The organism is Pseudomonas sp. MDT1-17 (assembly GCF_054898105.1).
The window spans coordinates 1,427,017-1,440,933 of sequence record NZ_JBUBVM010000001.1; the positions used below are offsets into that span (position 1 = coordinate 1,427,017).

Below are 13,917 nucleotides of genomic sequence, written 5' to 3' on the forward strand. Positions count from 1 at the left end.
GCATCAACGTCATGACGCTTGAAACTCCCAGAATTGACCACATCTAGTGAGGTATCTGGCAGGTTTCTTCATTCAGGATGTTTTATCGGTCCGGCCTGCTCAAAAGGAAGGTGACCCATGCGCATAGATCGTTTAACCAGCAAATTGCAGTTAGCTCTATCCGACGCCCAATCTCTGGCCGTCGGCCTTGACCATCCCGGCATTGAGCCGGCGCACTTGATGCAAGCCATGCTTGAGCAACAGGGTGGTTCGATCAAACCTCTGCTGATGCAGGTCGGTTTCGACGTCAACAGCTTGCGTAAAGAGCTGACGAAAGAGCTCGACCAACTGCCGAAAATCCAGAACCCGACCGGCGACGTGAACATGTCGCAGGACCTGGCGCGCCTGCTCAACCAGGCCGATCGCCTGGCCCAGCAGAAGGGCGATCAGTTTATCTCCAGCGAACTGGTGCTGCTCGCCGCCATGGACGAGAACAGCAAGCTCGGCAAATTGTTGCTCGGCCAGGGTGTCAGCAAGAAAGCCCTGGAAAATGCAATCAATAACTTGCGTGGTGGCGAAGCAGTCAATGACGCCAACCACGAAGAGTCGCGCCAGGCGCTGGATAAATACACCGTCGACCTGACCAAGCGTGCCGAAGAAGGCAAGCTCGATCCAGTGATCGGCCGTGACGACGAAATTCGTCGGACCATTCAGGTCCTGCAGCGCCGTACCAAGAACAACCCGGTGCTGATCGGTGAGCCTGGCGTGGGTAAAACCGCCATCGCCGAAGGCCTGGCCCAGCGCATCATCAATGGTGAAGTGCCGGATGGACTGAAAGGCAAGCGCCTGTTGTCCCTGGACATGGGATCGTTGATTGCCGGTGCCAAATACCGTGGAGAATTCGAAGAGCGCCTCAAATCCCTGCTCAACGAACTGTCGAAGCAGGAAGGGCAGATCATTCTGTTCATCGACGAACTGCACACCATGGTCGGCGCCGGTAAAGGCGAAGGCTCGATGGATGCTGGCAATATGCTCAAACCGGCGCTGGCTCGCGGTGAGCTGCACTGCGTCGGTGCAACTACGCTCAACGAGTACCGCCAATATATAGAGAAGGACGCAGCCCTCGAACGGCGTTTCCAGAAAGTCTTGGTGGACGAGCCAAGCGAAGAAGACACCATCGCTATCCTGCGTGGCCTGAAAGAGCGTTACGAGGTTCACCACAAGGTGGCGATCACCGACGGCGCGATCATCGCCGCGGCCAAGCTCAGTCACCGCTACATTACCGATCGCCAGCTACCGGACAAGGCCATCGACCTGATCGATGAGGCGGCGAGCCGCATCCGCATGGAGATCGACTCCAAACCGGAAGTTTTGGATCGTCTTGAGCGCCGCCTGATTCAGTTGAAGGTGGAATCCCAGGCGCTGAAAAAAGAAAGCGACGAAGCGGCCATAAAACGTCTGGAAAAACTCCAGGAAGAAATCGTCCGTCTCGAGCGTGAATACTCGGACCTGGAAGAAATCTGGAACGCGGAAAAAGCCGAAGTCCAGGGTTCAGCGCAGATCCAGCAAAAAATCGAACAGTCCCGTCAGGAGCTGGAAGCGGCCCGTCGCAAAGGCGACTTGAACCGCATGGCCGAGCTGCAATACGGGATCATCCCGGACCTGGAGCGCAGCCTGCAAATGGTCGACCAGCATGGCAAAACTGAAAACCAGTTACTGCGCAGCAAGGTGACCGAAGAAGAGATCGCCGAAGTGGTGTCCAAGTGGACTGGCATTCCGGTGTCGAAAATGCTCGAAGGCGAGCGCGACAAGCTGATGAAGATGGAAAGCCTGTTGCACCAACGTGTGATCGGCCAGGACGAAGCGGTCATTGCCGTTTCCAACGCAGTGCGGCGTTCTCGTGCCGGGTTGTCCGATCCGAATCGCCCGAGCGGTTCGTTCATGTTCCTCGGCCCGACCGGTGTCGGTAAAACCGAACTGTGCAAGGCGCTGGCCGAGTTCCTCTTTGATACTGAAGAGGCGATGGTGCGGATCGACATGTCCGAGTTCATGGAGAAACATTCCGTGGCCCGACTCATCGGCGCGCCACCAGGCTACGTGGGCTATGAAGAGGGCGGTTACCTGACCGAGGCGGTGCGTCGCAAGCCTTATTCGGTGATCCTCCTGGACGAGGTCGAGAAGGCCCACCCGGACGTCTTCAATATCTTGCTGCAAGTGCTGGAAGATGGCCGACTGACCGACAGTCATGGTCGCACGGTGGATTTCAAAAATACCGTGATCGTCATGACCTCCAACCTGGGCTCGGTGCAGATCCAGGAACTGGTCGGTGATCGTGAGGCGCAACGTGCGGCGGTGATGGACGCGATTTCCACACACTTCCGACCGGAGTTCATCAACCGGGTCGACGAAGTGGTGATCTTCGAACCGTTGGCTCGGGATCAGATCGCGGGCATTACCGAGATCCAGTTGGGTCGTCTGCGCAGTCGCCTGACCGAGCGCGAGCTGAAGCTTGATCTCAGCCCTGAGGCCATGGATAAGCTGATCGCGGTGGGTTACGACCCGGTTTACGGCGCACGGCCGCTCAAGCGAGCGATCCAGCGCTGGATCGAGAACCCGCTGGCGCAGCTGATTCTGTCCGGTCGTTTCCTGCCCGGCGACACCGCGAAAGGTGTCGTGGAAAACGACGAAATCGTATTCGTCTGATCCACGGCGGCAGCAAAACTTACGAGGCCTCGCATTGCGAGGCCTTTTTTTCGCCAGGCTGTTGAACTGAAAGGAAAAGGCTTGTAAAGTGCGCCCCGCAGTAAGTCGCCCTGATGGGTTTCTGCTCCCCAAGCAGGAATCTGAAATAAGTTGCAAATCATTAACTTGAAAGCAATTTAAGGGGTTGACAGAGGTGCTTAAGATTGTAGAATAGCGCGCCTCAGACACACGAACGCAGCGATGCGAACGGGTCGAAGAGGTGAAGCAAGCTTCACAGTTGTAAATTGAATATGTAGTTCCGTGATAGCTCAGTCGGTAGAGCAAATGACTGTTAATCATTGGGTCCCAGGTTCGAGTCCTGGTCACGGAGCCAATTTCAAGCCGGGGTATAGCGCAGTCCGGTAGCGCGCCTGCTTTGGGAGCAGGATGTCAGGAGTTCGAATCCCCTTACCCCGACCATTTTTGGGTCGTTAGCTCAGTTGGTAGAGCAGTTGGCTTTTAACCAATTGGTCGTAGGTTCGAATCCCACACGACCCACCATTTTTGAAACCAGTTAACGCTGGGATCAGATCTTAAGATCAGAGGCCAAAAGCACTGATCGAAGAAGGCGACTTGTGAAGGTCGCCTTTTTTTTACCGGGGTATAGCGCAGTCCGGTAGCGCGCCTGCTTTGGGAGCAGGATGTCAGGAGTTCGAATCCCCTTACCCCGACCATATTAAAAATCCTCGTATCGAAAGATACGGGGATTTTTTTTGTCTGCTGGAAACACACACACACAAAAACCGCGCTTCTCGACGGAGAAGCGCGGCCTGGATCTCAGAAACTCAGGCGCCGTCTTGGTCTTTCAAATGCTCGAACAGGCCTTTTGGCATTTTCTTGCCATTGGCTTCGAAGTTGGCTTTCACGTTATCGAAAGCCTCTTGCTCGTCGATGAAGTCGTCATGGTTGGTGTCGATCTTGTCGAAATTGGATTTCGGCGCGACTTTCTGAAATTCGGCACGGGATACCTTGCCGTCGCCATCAGTGTCGGTTTTTGCCATCGACGCATCGCCACACTTGCCTTCGCCACATTTACCTTCAGGGGTTTTCACCACCTGTTCGGCCGAGGCCAGCAGGTAGCCTTGGGTCAGTGGTTGCGAGGCGAACACAGAGCCGGACAACATCATGCCACCGGCCAAAACAGCGCCGAGCAGACCAATAGTGTTTTTGGTGGTACGGGACATTTCAATACTCCTGGGTTGCACGACACAACCGTTCGATAAAGGACGCCACGTGAGTGCGGCGATAACCGTAGCGGGCGAGTTGCCTTGCTCGGATGTGGCCATTTAAAGGGCGAGGTGTATCGCTACTGTGTCGCGCAAGGGGGAGTTTGTAAGCGAAGGGGGAAATCGCGGGGGGAGATACAGTGAGACACAGATCTGCAGATCGATGGAGAGCAAATGTGGGAGCGGGCTTGCTCGCGAAGAGGCCATAACATTCAACATCAGTGTTGACTGTTAAGCCGCCTTCGCGAGCAAGCCCGCTCCCACAGTGGATGTGTGTCAGTGCAGTTTGAGGCGAGGCTCAGTCCCGCGCCCGATCTTGCTGCCCAGCATCAGCATCGCCGTACGAAACGCGCCATACAGCGCCATCTGGTGCATGCGATACAGCGACACGTAAAACATCCGCGCCAGCCAGCCTTCGAGCATTACGCTGCCCGTGAGGTTGCCCATCAAGTTACCCACAGCCGAAAAACGCGACAGCGAGATCAGCGAGCCGTAGTCGGTGTATTTATACGTAGGCAAAGGCTTGCCTTCGATCCGCAGTTTCAGCGATTTGGCCAGCAATGAAGCCTGCTGATGCGCCGCCTGGGCGCGTGGCGGAACATTGCGATCGGTGCCTGGCTGCGGGCAGGCCGCGCAGTCACCGAAGGCGAAGATGTTCTCGTCGCGGGTGGTTTGCAGGGTCGGCAGCACTTGCAGCTGATTGATCCGGTTGGTCTCCAAACCATCGATGTCCTTGAGGAACCCCGGTGCACGAATCCCGGCCGCCCAGACTTTCAGGCTGGCGTTGATGACTTTGCCATCGGCGGTAATCAGGCTGTCGGCCGTCACTTCACTGACGGCGGCATTGGTCATGACGTTGACCCCAAGCTTCTCCAGGGTTTTATGCACAGGGCCGCCGATACGTTCCGGCAGCGCTGGCAACACCCGTGGCCCGGCTTCGATCAAGGTGATGTGCATGTTTTCCGGTTTGATCCGGTCCAGGCCGTACGCCGCCAGTTCATGGGCGGCGTTGTGCAGTTCGGCAGCCAGTTCGACCCCGGTGGCACCGGCACCGACGATGGCGACGCTGATCTGCTCGACCTTGTCGGTCTGCCCGGCGTGCGCGCGCAGGTAGTGGTTGAGCAATTGTTGATGGAAACGCTCGGCCTGTTTGCGGGTGTCGAGGAACAGGCAGTGTTGCGCCGCGCCCTGAGTACCGAAATCGTTGGTGGTGCTGCCGACCGCGATCACCAGCGAGTCGTAACCCACTTCGCGCGCCGGGACCAATTCAATGCCCGCTTCGTCGTAGGTGGCAGCCAGCTGGATTTTCTTCTGTGCGCGATCAAGCCCGCTCATGCGCCCCAGCTGGAACTCGAAGTGGTTCCATTTCGCCTGGGCAACATAGTTGAGTTCGTCTTCGGAAGAGTTCAGCGACCCGGCCGCCACTTCATGCAACAGCGGTTTCCAGATGTGGGTCAGGTTCGCGTCGACCAGCATTACACTGGCCGTGCCGCGCTTGCCCAGAGTCTTACCCAGACGGGTAGCCAACTCCAGACCGCCGGCGCCGCCGCCAACGATGACAATACGATGAGTCATGGGGATATCTCGCAAGGCTAAAAGAAATCGGTGCAATTACCCGAGCGAGCGCGAGGCAGCTCATAGCGTCAGGTAACTGATAAGTCGGCTCAACAGGCCTAAACCAATGGTCACTGCCAACACCACCACCAGGAGCATCCACGGCCGGAAAGGCCGGCGCTCGACTCGGTGCTGGGACAGGTGCAGGTACTCTTCGACATGCTTTTGGTCTTCGGGGTTCAGGCGGCTGGTCATATTGGGCCTCGTCAGGTAGACGTTGCTGAATGTGTAGAAGCTACAGGCTGATTTAACGAACGTTGAACGGAGCATAGCCGCTGGCTGGAACAGGCTCGACGCTCACCGTGTCGTCCAGGCGAATGATTCCACCTTGTAGCACTCGGGCCGTGATTCCGCCATGTCCGCGAACGGCCTGAAACGTCCCGGGGCCGAGGTTGTTTTGCAGGCGTGCGCACGGCTGGCACCAACCGGTGGTTTCGAAAATCGCCTGGCCGATGCGGAAGCGACGACCCTTGAGGCTGAACAGGTTGATACCGCTGATAACGAGGTTGCGCCGCAAATCATTAGGCAATACCGGTTTATCGTGCGGGCGGCCCATCAGCGAACTGATCACCGCCAGATGCTCCCACTGAATCAACGTCACCTGCCGCGCGTTACGTACGCCAGGGCGCGCTCGATCGCCAGTCAGGCCGGCTTCAAGTCGCGCCTCCACGGCGTCAAGTTCGATCATCGGCACATGAGGTTCCGGGCGCACACCGATCCAGCGCACGCGGCCGGTTTGCGGGACTTCGGCGATTAATGCCTGCAGCGGACTCACAGGCTGATCCCGACGTCGAAAACAATACTGCGGCCCAGGTTGCTGCGCAGGAAATCCGGCGCATCCGGGTGCGCGAACAGCACGCGGGCGAAGGTCGGGCCGACCAGCGACAACGAGCGCCAACCCTGGCGCAGGTATTCGGTCGGCGGCGGGAAATGGCTGTTGAGGTCCAGCACTTCGCGCTTGAGGCTGGCGAAGGCAATGATGTCCAGTTCGCCCAGGTCCATGCCACGTTCTTTGTAGTTGTGCGCTTTTTTGCGCAAGGTCGGCGCCAGTCTCAGCAAGAATTCATTGGCCGGAATGCGCCGGGGCTTGGCCTCGCGGCGTACCAGCGAACTCAGGGAAAACGCGCTGCGCCGGCGTTGCAGCTCATCGCGCCATTCGTCGTTGAGGCGTCGGCCTTCATCAAGTACGAAAAACACTTCGAAACTGGCGTCACGAAACAGCACGTCCGGCGGCTCCCCGGCCGGGGCGAATTCGTCGGCGCGATAGGGAATGTTCAGGCCTTGCAGCAGGCGCTGGCAAACCCAACGCTCACGCTCCCATTTGCGGGCATTGGACAGGAACGCGTTGGCTTGCTCGGCCGCGATGGTCAGCAGGCGTAAATAATCTGAGTCATCCATAGGCCCAAGCTTAGCGTTCAAATGCGATCGCGAAGAAGACAGTTTATCGGGGAAGGTCAGAACTGCCGGATTTGCCGTGTCCCCTGTCCGCGACAATCCTCATCCCGCGCCCGGTTCAGGGCCATGCACAAAACGGATAGCGATCTGCGCAAAGCGGATATTGCCCCGTGCCTGGCGACCTTACCCTCGGCTGTACGGACGTGAGCCGTGCTACCGACGCTCTAAAAAAACAACAACAAGAGATAGATGCCATGCGCAAGATTGACGTACATGAGGTTATCGACAACGCACGATTCAACCGCTTCCACTGGATGGTGCTGTTCTGGTGTGCACTGATCATCATCTTCGACGGTTACGATTTGGTGATCTACGGCGTGGTGCTGCCGATGCTGATGAAAGAGTGGGGGCTCAGTCCCCTGCAGGCGGGCGCACTGGGCAGTTATGCACTGTTCGGCATGATGTTCGGTGCGCTGTTTTTCGGCCCGCTGTCGGACAGGATCGGCCGCAAAAAAGCCATTACGATCTGCGTGATGCTCTTCAGCGGGTTTACCGTGCTCAATGGTTTTGCCCGCAACCCCACCGAGTTTGGCCTCTGCCGGTTCATTGCCGGGCTCGGCATCGGCGGGGTGATGCCTAACGTCGTGGCGCTGATGAATGAGTACGCGCCGAAGAAGATCCGCAGCACGCTGGTGGCGATCATGTTCAGCGGCTATTCGGTGGGCGGGATGCTCTCGGCGGGGCTCGGTATCGTGCTGATCCCGAGTTTTGGCTGGCAATCGGTGTTTTACGTGGCGGTGCTGCCGTTGCTGTTGTTGCCATTGATCATGTACTTCCTGCCCGAGTCGGTGGGTTTCATGCTGCGTCAGGGGCGCAATGAAGAGGCGCGCAAGATTCTGGAACGGATTGATCCGGCGTACGTCGCACACGCCAGCGATCAGTTGCACATGAGCGAAGTGAAGGGCACCGGCACCCCGGTGCTGCAACTGTTCCGCGAGGGGCGTGCGCTGCGCACGCTGATGCTGTGGCTGGCGTTCTTCTGCTGCCTGCTGATGGTCTACGCCTTGAGTTCCTGGCTGCCAAAACTGATGGCCAACGCCGGTTACAGCCTGGGCTCGAGTTTGTCGTTCCTGCTGGTGCTCAACTTCGGTGCCATTTTCGGCGCGGTCGGCGGCGGTGTGCTGGGGGACAAACTCAACCTGCCGCGGGTGTTGGCGGTGTTCTTCGCCGTGGCGGCGGTATCGATCACCTTGCTGGGATTTAATAGCCCGATGCCGCTGTTGTACCTGCTGATCGCCATTGCCGGCGCCACCACTATCGGCTCGCAGATTCTGTTGTACGCCTGCGCCGCGCAGTTCTACTCCATGACCATTCGCTCCACCGGTTTGGGCTGGGCGTCGGGCATCGGGCGCAACGGCGCCATCGTCGGCCCGCTGCTGGGCGGTGCGTTGCTGGGGATCAGTCTGCCGCTGCAACTTAATTTCATGGCGTTTGCCTTGCCCGGTGCGGTGGCCGCGATTGCCATGACCGTGTTCGCCATCAGCAGTCGGCGCAGTGCCAAACAACAATTGCCGGGCTTGCACGGATCGCCTGACGGGGCTGTCGGCGGGGCTTCATGAAAACGTTATTCCAGGACTTTTCCCTGTCTGCGGCAGTCGCGGGATTTATCGCCACGGTGATTTCCTACGCCGGCCCTTTGGTGATCATCTTTCAGGCTGCCGAGACCGCGCACCTCTCGCGGGAGGTGTTGTCGTCCTGGGTCTGGGCGATCTCCATCGGCAGCGCCGTGCTCGGCATCGGTCTGAGCCTGCGTTACCGCGTCCCGGTGATCATCGCGTGGTCGGCGCCGGGCTCGGCGTTGCTGGTGGCGCTGTTGCCGGGGATCTCCATGCCGGAGGCCGTGGGTGCGTATCTGGTCAGCAGCCTGATTATTTTCCTGGTCGGGGTTTCAGGCGCATTTGACCGGATCATCAGCAAACTGCCCGCGGCGATTGCGGCGGCCATGCTGGCGGGGATTCTGTTCAGCTTTGGCACCGGGTTATTCGTCTCGTTGCAGGGCAAGCCGTTGCTGGTGCTGGCGATGTTCGCCACGTACCTGATCTGCAAACGGCTGATGCCGCGTTATGCGGTGGTGATGGTGCTGCTGGTGGGGTGTTCCATCGCCTTTTTCTCCGGTGATTTGCACAGCGAAGCGTTGGTGATCGGTTTGGCCACACCGGTGTGGATCACCCCTGCGTTCAGCCTGAGCGCGACCCTGAATATCGCCTTGCCGCTGGTGATGGTGGCGCTGACCGGCCAGTTTGTGCCCGGCATGGCGGTGCTGCGTGTCAGCGGATATCAAACGCCGGCAAGCCCGATCATCGCCAGCAGTGCGTTGGGCACGGCGCTGTTGGCACCGTTCGGTTGTCACGGGCTGAATCTGGCGGCAATCACCGCGGCGATTTGTACCGGGCGCGAAGCCCATGAAAATCCCGGCAAACGTTATGTGGCCGGGGTTGTGGGTGGGCTGTGTTACCTGGTGCTGGGGGTCTTCGGTGCCACCCTGGTTTCACTGTTTTCGGCGTTCCCCAAAGAACTGATCGCGGCCTTGGCCGGGCTGGCGCTGTTCGCCGCGATTGCCGGGGCGCTGGCCGGCGCAATGGCCGTGCCGAGTGATCGCGAAGCCGCGTTGGTGACCTTTCTGACCACCGCGTCGGGCATGTCGTTGTTTGGTTTGTCCGCAGCTTTTTGGGGACTGATTTTCGGCATGGTCACCCACTTGTTGTTAAACGCCCGTCGTCCCGTTCCTCGCAGCAAATCCGCTGCGGCTGAAGCGCTTCAACCTGTCGATCAATAAAAACAAGAGAAAAAACGATGAAACAGATTCTTCCAACAACCGGTTCAGTGTTGTCCATGGCTGTCGTCTCAAGTTTCTCTGCGGGTGCGATGGCGGCCGAGGGCGGCTTCATCGAAGACACCACGGCCACCTTACAAGCACGCAATTACTACTTCAGCCGGGACTTTTCCGACATCGTCGGTGCGAACAAACAGTCGAAGGCCGAAGAGTGGGCACAGGGCTTCATCCTCAACGTCAAATCCGGGTACACCCAGGGCCCCGTCGGTTTTGGTGTGGATGTCATTGGCCTGCTCGGCCTCAAACTCGACAGCAGCCCGGACCGGGTTAATACCGGATTGCTGCCGGTGCAGGATGACGGGCGCGCGGCGAATGATTACAGCCGACTGGAGGGCGCGTTGAAGGTGCGTTACTCCAAAACCGAACTGAAGGTGGGAGAGCTGCAACCCAATCTGCCGGTACTGGCTTTCAGCGATATCCGGCTGCTGCCGCCCAGCTATCAGGGCGCAAGCATCAGCTCGAACGAGATCAATGGCCTGACTGTGCAGGGCGGCCACTTGAATTCGACCAGCCTGCGCAACGAGGCCGGCGACGAAAAGATGCAAGCCATGCTCGGTCATGTGCCGCAACGTCAGGTCAGCAGTGATGGCTTCAACTTTGCCGGTGCCGATTACGCCTTCAACGATAAACGCAGCTCGGTCAGCGCCTGGTTCGGGCAACTGGAAGATATCTACAACCAGCGCTTTCTCGGCCTCAAGCACAGCCAGCCGTTGGGCAACTGGACCCTGGGTGCCAACCTTGGTTATTACGATTCGCGCGAAGATGGCAAAAAATTGCTCGGCAACATCGACAACCAGGCGTTCTTCTCCTTGCTGTCGGCCAAGCGCGGCGGCCACACGTTTTATGTCGGCTATCAGGGCATGTTCGGCGACAGCGCCTTCCCGCGAGTGTTTGCCAACATCTCACCGCTGGGCAACGAGGTGCCGACCTACGAGTTCGCTTACACCGATGAGCGCTCCTGGCAGGCGCGTTACGACTACGATTTCGCGGCGCTTGGCGTGCCGGGGCTGACCAGTACCGTGCGCTACATCACCGGCAACAATGTCGATACCGGGCAAGGGTTCGAAGGAAAGGATCGCGAGCGTGATCTCGATCTCGGCTATGTGCTGCAGAGTGGCAGCCTCAAAGGCCTCGGGATTCGCGTGCGCAACGTGATGGCGCGCTCAAACTACCGCAGTGATATCGACGAGAACCGTTTGATCCTCAGCTATACGTGGACGTTGCTATGAAGCAGCGATGACAGATTGCTCATGCAGTTACCCATCACCTGATACGTCACGCGATGGGTCTGGCCCTGGTGATCGATGTAGACCATGGTGGCTGGCACAACGTCGCAGGCTGTTGCGGTGTCTGTCACTGAAACCACTTCGGCGATGTCCAGCGGCTGTGCCGGGTTGTAACGGGTGGCGGCTGGCTCGTTGCCGGCGGCCATGGCCGAGGTGGCGACAACGGTCAGAAACAGGCTGATCAGGGCTTTCATTTTTCCATGCTCCGTGTTGATTCCGATACCTGAATTCTAGTCTTTGCCCGCGACCGATAAAGGGGCCTGCGCCTGATACAGCCTTACATGAAACGTAACAGTCACTGCCCTTGGAGGGCCTATGGATCTGCTCAATAACTTGCGGGTGTTCGTCCGCGTGGTGGACTGCGCAAGTTTCACCGCCGCCGCTGATGCGCTGGACTTGTCGACCGCGCAAGTGTCGCGACTGGTGGCGGATCTGGAGCAACATGTGCAAGCACGCTTGCTGCAACGCACCACGCGGCGATTGAGCCTGACCGAGGCCGGTGAACGCTTCCTGCTGCGCAGTCGGCAAATACTTGAAGAAGTGGAGGAGGCAACGGCAGAGGCCCGCGGCGCCCATCTCAAGCCGAGTGGACGGCTGCGGGTCAGCCCATGAACTGGCCGATTCGCAATGGGTCGCCCAGGCTATCGGACAGATTTACAGCGAGCCCTGCGCCTCCCCGCAATACCTGCAACGGCGTGGACTTTCTCAAGGCCGATTTACCCAAGCTGTTCGCTGAACCCGAGGCGGTGATGAACGATGCACGGCATTGGGCCTGACGGCCCGAAACTACTCATCCCGGTTACGTCATTCCCAGCCAGTTCGGCAGGACCAGCGAAATCCACGGTACGTAGGTAATCAGTATCAGGAACAGCAACAGGATAACCAGCCAAGGCATGGCTGCACGGATGGTGGCCGCCAGCGACATGCCGGTCACCGCTGAGGTGACGAACAGGTTCAGCCCCACGGGCGGGGTAATCAGGCCGATTTCCAGGTTCACCACCATGATGATGCCCAGGTGAATCGGGTCGATCCCCAACTGCACGGCAATCGGAAACAGGATCGGTGCCAGGATCAGGATGATTGCCGAGGGTTCCATGAACGCCCCCGCCACCAATAACACGATGTTCACTACGAGCAGGAATGTCACCGGCGTCAGGCCCGCCCCGATGACCCAGGCGGTGATTTGTTGGGGTAATTGCTCGGTGGTCAATACATGGGCGAAGAGCATGGCATTGGCGATGATAAACATCAGCATGATGCTCAGCTTGGCGGATTCGAGCAGCACTTTCGGCGTTTCACGGAATGTCATGTCCTTGTAGACGAACAGCGCAACGAATGCCGAGTACACCGCCGCCACTGCCGCCGCCTCGGTCGGGGTGAACATCCCGGAGTAGATGCCGCCCAGGATGATCACCATGAGCAACAGGCCCCAGATGGCCTTGCGTGCTGCCGTCAACCATTCACGGACAGTCGCCCGCGGCATGGAGGGCAGGTTTTTCCTGACGGCGACGATGTAGATGGCAATCATCAAGAAAGTACCCAGCAACAGGCCCGGCACCACGCCGGCCATGAACAGCTTGCCGACCGAGGTTTCGGTTGCCGCGGCATACACCACCATCACGATGGACGGAGGGATGAGAATGCCCAGCGTGCCGGCGTTGCACACAATACCGGCACCGAACGCCTGCGGATAACCGGAACGGACCATGCCCGCGATAGCGATGGAGCCCACGGCGGCTACCGTGGCGGGGCTTGAGCCGGACAGCGCGGCGAACAGCATGCACGCTAAAACGGCCGCGATGGCCAGGCCGCCGCGAATATGACCGACGCAAGCGTTGGCAAAATCGATCAAGCGCCGTGCCACGCCGCCCGTGGTCATGAAGGCGCCGGCCAGCAAAAAGAACGGGATCGCCAGCAACGTGTAGTGCTCGGACGTCTCGAACAACTTGATGGCCAGTGAACGCACGGAGTCAGGGCTGAAAAGGATGATCGTCAGCGAACCGGCCAAGCCAAGGGAAATGGCGATCGGTACGCCGATAAACATCAGCACGAACAGAGCAACAAAGAGGAAAAGAATGGTCATTTCTTGTCGTCCTCATGCTCGGTCAGTTTCAACACATCCGCGGCCTCATCGGCCAGGCCCAGGCCCGTTTGGCGGTTTTGCACGATGCGCACCAGGATTTCGGCAAAACGGATGAATACCAGGGCAAAACCCACGGGCACGATCAGCCCGATGTGCCATTGCATGATGCCGTAATGACCAAGGTCTTCAGCGCCGATTCCGGCGATGAACAAGGTTTGAATCCATTCGAAACTGGCGACGCTGAGCAGGCCTGCATAGGCCAGGCTGCAGAGGCAGGCAATGATGCCGATGATTCGCTGAACCGGTTTGCTGGCCAGTTTCACCAAGGCGTCGACACCGATATGCCCGGCCGTGCGCACCCCATAGGACAAGCCAAAAAAGATCAGCCAGGCGAACAGGGCTTTGGTCAGCGAAATGCTCCACGTCATCGCCTGGGCCATCCCCATGACGCTGTCGCCCATCGCGAATAACGGTTCACTGGCGCTCGGCCAAGAGTCCGCGAAGCTGTAGAAAACGCTATAGAGGTTGTTCAGGATGACGTAAACGAACGTCACCAGCGTCATTGCCGCCAGCAGGAAAACAATGAAGCCTTCTTCGAAGTGGTCCCAGATGCGCCGCAAGGCATTCATGAGTGGCATCTCCCGATCGAGTGACGACCCTGAAACAGGGGCCGCCCTTTCGAGCGGCGCCCTTAGGTAG

Annotated in this window: 12 protein-coding genes, 4 tRNA genes and 1 pseudogene; 9 read left to right on the top strand and 8 right to left on the bottom strand. The window is 58.7% G+C overall.

Translation table 11 applies throughout. The features are described 5' to 3' along the window. The first annotated feature begins 117 nt into the window (after positions 1 to 117). From clpB to ACYZTX_RS06340, 5 genes are all read left to right on the top strand, one after another. On the top strand, positions 118 to 2,682 hold the full coding sequence (gene clpB / locus ACYZTX_RS06320) for an ATP-dependent chaperone ClpB (protein ID WP_462033372.1): 2,565 nt from the start codon (positions 118 to 120) through the stop codon (positions 2,680 to 2,682). Positions 2,683 to 2,979: 297 nt separating this feature from the next. Then, positions 2,980 to 3,055 (top strand) — tRNA-Asn (locus tag ACYZTX_RS06325). Between the two features lie 9 nt (positions 3,056 to 3,064). Further along, positions 3,065 to 3,141, top strand: a tRNA-Pro gene (locus tag ACYZTX_RS06330). A gap of 5 nt (positions 3,142 to 3,146) precedes the next feature. Beyond that, positions 3,147 to 3,222: transfer RNA gene (locus tag ACYZTX_RS06335), tRNA-Lys, on the top strand. Between the two features lie 96 nt (positions 3,223 to 3,318). Then, positions 3,319 to 3,395: transfer RNA gene (locus ACYZTX_RS06340), tRNA-Pro, on the top strand. Between the two features lie 111 nt (positions 3,396 to 3,506). Here ACYZTX_RS06340 and ACYZTX_RS06345 read toward each other — a convergent pair. The 5 genes from ACYZTX_RS06345 to ACYZTX_RS06365 form a co-directional block, all read right to left on the bottom strand. After that, on the bottom strand, positions 3,507 to 3,905 hold the full coding sequence (locus tag ACYZTX_RS06345) for an HvfA family oxazolone/thioamide-modified RiPP metallophore (RefSeq protein WP_462033373.1): 399 nt from the start codon (positions 3,903 to 3,905) through the stop codon (positions 3,507 to 3,509). A gap of 318 nt (positions 3,906 to 4,223) precedes the next feature. Beyond that, positions 4,224 to 5,522 carry an NAD(P)/FAD-dependent oxidoreductase gene (locus ACYZTX_RS06350; RefSeq protein WP_462033374.1) on the bottom strand — a complete coding sequence of 433 codons (1,299 nt, stop codon included), beginning with the start codon at positions 5,520 to 5,522 and terminating at the stop codon, positions 4,224 to 4,226. A gap of 60 nt (positions 5,523 to 5,582) precedes the next feature. Then, complete coding sequence (locus ACYZTX_RS06355; protein ID WP_462033375.1) at positions 5,583 to 5,756, bottom strand: DUF3094 domain-containing protein; 174 nt, start codon at positions 5,754 to 5,756, stop codon at positions 5,583 to 5,585. A gap of 52 nt (positions 5,757 to 5,808) precedes the next feature. Further along, complete coding sequence (locus ACYZTX_RS06360) at positions 5,809 to 6,336, bottom strand: MOSC domain-containing protein (protein ID WP_462033376.1); 528 nt, start codon at positions 6,334 to 6,336, stop codon at positions 5,809 to 5,811. Next, positions 6,333 to 6,959, bottom strand: coding sequence for a DUF1780 domain-containing protein (locus ACYZTX_RS06365; RefSeq protein ID WP_008154887.1), 627 nt, complete (start codon positions 6,957 to 6,959; stop codon positions 6,333 to 6,335). The genes ACYZTX_RS06360 and ACYZTX_RS06365 overlap by 4 nt, the downstream gene beginning before the upstream one ends. 251 nt (positions 6,960 to 7,210) lie before the next feature. Between ACYZTX_RS06365 and ACYZTX_RS06370 the strand changes: the two genes are divergently transcribed. Genes ACYZTX_RS06370 through ACYZTX_RS06380 form a run of 3 tightly spaced genes read left to right on the top strand, consistent with a single transcriptional unit; the run spans position 7,211 to position 11,078 of the window. Next, complete coding sequence (locus tag ACYZTX_RS06370; protein WP_462033377.1) at positions 7,211 to 8,575, top strand: aromatic acid/H+ symport family MFS transporter; 1,365 nt, start codon at positions 7,211 to 7,213, stop codon at positions 8,573 to 8,575. Beyond that, the gene (locus ACYZTX_RS06375) at positions 8,572 to 9,792 is read left to right on the top strand and encodes a benzoate/H(+) symporter BenE family transporter (RefSeq protein ID WP_462033378.1); all 1,221 of its coding nucleotides are present in this window, start codon (positions 8,572 to 8,574) and stop codon (positions 9,790 to 9,792) included. The genes ACYZTX_RS06370 and ACYZTX_RS06375 overlap by 4 nt, the downstream gene beginning before the upstream one ends. Before the next feature lie 17 nt (positions 9,793 to 9,809). Beyond that, a complete protein-coding gene (locus ACYZTX_RS06380; RefSeq protein WP_462033379.1) occupies positions 9,810 to 11,078 on the top strand; it encodes an OprD family porin in 1,269 nt (422 codons plus the stop codon). Here the strand turns inward: ACYZTX_RS06380 and ACYZTX_RS06385 are convergent. Continuing rightward, on the bottom strand, positions 11,057 to 11,329 hold the full coding sequence (locus tag ACYZTX_RS06385; protein ID WP_462033380.1) for a DUF2790 domain-containing protein: 273 nt from the start codon (positions 11,327 to 11,329) through the stop codon (positions 11,057 to 11,059). The genes ACYZTX_RS06380 and ACYZTX_RS06385 overlap by 22 nt on opposite strands. A gap of 121 nt (positions 11,330 to 11,450) precedes the next feature. Between ACYZTX_RS06385 and ACYZTX_RS06390 the strand changes: the two are divergent. Further along, a pseudogene (locus ACYZTX_RS06390) lies at positions 11,451 to 11,838 on the top strand (LysR family transcriptional regulator); the annotation flags it as partial. A 96-nt stretch (positions 11,839 to 11,934) separates the two neighbouring features. Here ACYZTX_RS06390 and dctM read toward each other — a convergent pair. Further along, positions 11,935 to 13,218, bottom strand: coding sequence for a C4-dicarboxylate TRAP transporter large permease protein DctM (dctM, locus tag ACYZTX_RS06395; protein WP_462033381.1), 1,284 nt, complete (start codon positions 13,216 to 13,218; stop codon positions 11,935 to 11,937). Next, on the bottom strand, positions 13,215 to 13,847 hold the full coding sequence (locus tag ACYZTX_RS06400) for a TRAP transporter small permease (protein WP_462033382.1): 633 nt from the start codon (positions 13,845 to 13,847) through the stop codon (positions 13,215 to 13,217). Before ACYZTX_RS06400 ends, dctM begins: the two co-directional genes overlap by 4 nt. Between the last annotated feature and the right edge of the window lie 70 nt (positions 13,848 to 13,917).

Coding starts and splice junctions, on each gene's coding strand:
- clpB (WP_462033372.1), top strand. CDS start 118: ATGCGCATAGATCGTTTAACCAGCAAATTGCAGTTAGCTCTATCCGAC.
- ACYZTX_RS06345 (WP_462033373.1), bottom strand. CDS start 3,905: ATGTCCCGTACCACCAAAAACACTATTGGTCTGCTCGGCGCTGTTTTG.
- ACYZTX_RS06350 (WP_462033374.1), bottom strand. CDS start 5,522: ATGACTCATCGTATTGTCATCGTTGGCGGCGGCGCCGGCGGTCTGGAG.
- ACYZTX_RS06355 (WP_462033375.1), bottom strand. CDS start 5,756: ATGACCAGCCGCCTGAACCCCGAAGACCAAAAGCATGTCGAAGAGTAC.
- ACYZTX_RS06365 (WP_008154887.1), bottom strand. CDS start 6,959: ATGGATGACTCAGATTATTTACGCCTGCTGACCATCGCGGCCGAGCAA.
- ACYZTX_RS06370 (WP_462033377.1), top strand. CDS start 7,211: ATGCGCAAGATTGACGTACATGAGGTTATCGACAACGCACGATTCAAC.
- ACYZTX_RS06375 (WP_462033378.1), top strand. CDS start 8,572: ATGAAAACGTTATTCCAGGACTTTTCCCTGTCTGCGGCAGTCGCGGGA.
- ACYZTX_RS06380 (WP_462033379.1), top strand. CDS start 9,810: ATGAAACAGATTCTTCCAACAACCGGTTCAGTGTTGTCCATGGCTGTC.
- ACYZTX_RS06385 (WP_462033380.1), bottom strand. CDS start 11,329: ATGAAAGCCCTGATCAGCCTGTTTCTGACCGTTGTCGCCACCTCGGCC.
- dctM (WP_462033381.1), bottom strand. CDS start 13,218: ATGACCATTCTTTTCCTCTTTGTTGCTCTGTTCGTGCTGATGTTTATC.
- ACYZTX_RS06400 (WP_462033382.1), bottom strand. CDS start 13,847: ATGAATGCCTTGCGGCGCATCTGGGACCACTTCGAAGAAGGCTTCATT.